1 protein-coding gene and 1 pseudogene are annotated in these 1,902 nt (G+C 71.0%); one reads left to right on the top strand and one right to left on the bottom strand.

Translation table 11 applies throughout. The annotated features are described in order from the left end of the window. Positions 1-419, bottom strand: a 419-nt coding sequence (locus TN53_RS40380; RefSeq protein ID WP_046263853.1) for an AfsR/SARP family transcriptional regulator, incomplete at its 3' end; no start/stop codon positions are given. A gap of 347 nt (positions 420-766) precedes the next feature. On the opposite strand from TN53_RS40380, the pseudogene TN53_RS40375 reads away from it, so the two are divergent. Further along, a pseudogene (locus TN53_RS40375) lies at positions 767-1,902 on the top strand (acyl-CoA dehydrogenase); the annotation flags it as partial.

Genomic DNA, 1,902 nt, shown 5'->3' with positions numbered 1-1,902 from the left:
CCGCGCCACAGGGCGAGCGCCTGCCGCTGGAGATCGGCGGCGGCCGCGTGGTCGCCCTCCGCGAGCGCCTCGCGGCCCTGGCGGTGCAGGACCTCGAAGACGGCCAGGTCCAACTGGCCGGGGTCCACCCGCAGCAGATAGCCGGGAGCGCGGGTGAGCAGGGCATCGCGGCCCAGATCCGGCTGCACGTCCTGGAGCAGCTTGCGCAGCTGGGAGATGTACACCTGGAGCGTGGTCATCGCGGTGCGCGGCGGGTGTTCGCTCCACAGCTCGTCGATCAACCCGTCGACGGAGACGACCTCGTTGGGACGCACCAGCAGCGTCGAGAGCACCACCCGCACCTTGGCGGCGCGCGGTGTCACCGTCCGGGCGTCGGCCGCCGTGGTCACCTCCAGAGGTCCCAGCACCTTGAATCGCATACGAGAACCCCCGCTCTCTGCCGTCGGTACGGGACGTGCCGGACCCTTGGCCGCGCGATCAGCCGTTCAAGGGCACGAGGCATGTGCACTGTAGGGACAAGGCATCCCCTCTGACTCGGACAGGCACACCCCAGTCTTCCGGACCGAAGGCCGTTTCCTGCGGGAATGCCGGTGGCGGTGGGGTGTTCACAAGCGTCTCTTTAGCCGGTCTCGACACGATCCGGACTGAGAGCGCAGCGCCGTGCGGTGCGGCTTGCGGTGCCCAAGCGCATCCGAGGGGGGTCGACTTGAGTTCGTTTTCCACGATCACGGGGCCGGTCCGCCGCTCAGGGGGCGGGAAGCCGGCTTTGGCAGCGACGGCGCGCGACCGGGTGCGGCGGATCGAGGCCCTGCTGGGCGATCCGGCCGAGGACGCCAACCCCTGCGGCTACCGGACGCTGCTCGACGCCGACCGGGCCGCGGTGATCTGCGCCCCGGCCGAGGCGGTGCTGGACTCCTTCTCGATGAACGAGGAGTTCGTTCCCACCGCCCTGGGCGGCCGCTTCGACTCGCCCGAGACGCTGCTCCAGGTGATGCGGGCGGTCTTCCGCCGTGACGTCGGACTCGGCATGGGGTACGGCATGACCACCTTCATGGCCGCCAACTATGTGTGGATGCGGGGAACCGCTCTTCAGCGGCGGACCTTGGCCGGGCAGCTGCTGAACGGCTCCAAGGCGGCCATCGCCCAGCACGAGACCGCCCACACCAACGACTTCGTGCGCAGCCAGGTGCGTGGCACCCCCCGGCCCGGCGGACTTTCGGTGACCGGGGGCAAGCCCGTCGTCAACAACCTTCAACGGGCCGATGCGCTCGTCCTGGTGCTGCGTACCGCCGAAGGACACGACAGCGGCTGTCTGTCCGCGCTGATGCTGGACCCGAACGAGCTGCCGCCCGGCCGTTTCGAGGTCACCCGCCGGCCGAGCGCCGATGTGGTGGGACTGCGGGGCTACTTCAGCACCGGGGCCCGCTTCACCGACTGCCCGGTGCCCGAGGGCGCCCTGCTCGGACCGCTGGGCAGCGGGGTGGCCACCTCGCTGCTCTCCTTCCAGATGAGCCGCACGCTGGTGGCGTCCCTGGCGGTCGCCGCCGTCGACACCGGTCTGCGCACCGCCCTCCTCGCCGGCCCCGGCCAGGATGCCGCAGCCGGGTCCCATAAGGCTTTGGACCCGCACAGTACGGCGGCGACGCTCGCCCGCGCGTTCATCGGCCTGCTGCTGTACGACAGCCTGGGGGTGGTCGCCACCCGGGCGCTGCACCTGCGGCCCGCCGAGACCAGCCTGTACTCGGCGGCCGTCAGGTCGCTGCTGCCGAAGGTCCTCAGGGACACCCTCCACGACCTGGCCAGTGTGCTCGGCTCGCAGATCTATGCCCGCGAGGGCCCGGCCGGCGTCTTCCAGAAGCATCTGCGCGATGTGCCGATCGTCAGCCTCGGGCACGCGGGCAC

Source organism: Streptomyces sp. WM6386 (genome assembly GCF_000972385.1).
Taxonomy (GTDB): domain Bacteria; phylum Actinomycetota; class Actinomycetes; order Streptomycetales; family Streptomycetaceae; genus Streptomyces.
Note: the sequence above shows the minus strand (reverse complement) of the source record. Positions and strands in the feature narration are given on the sequence as shown.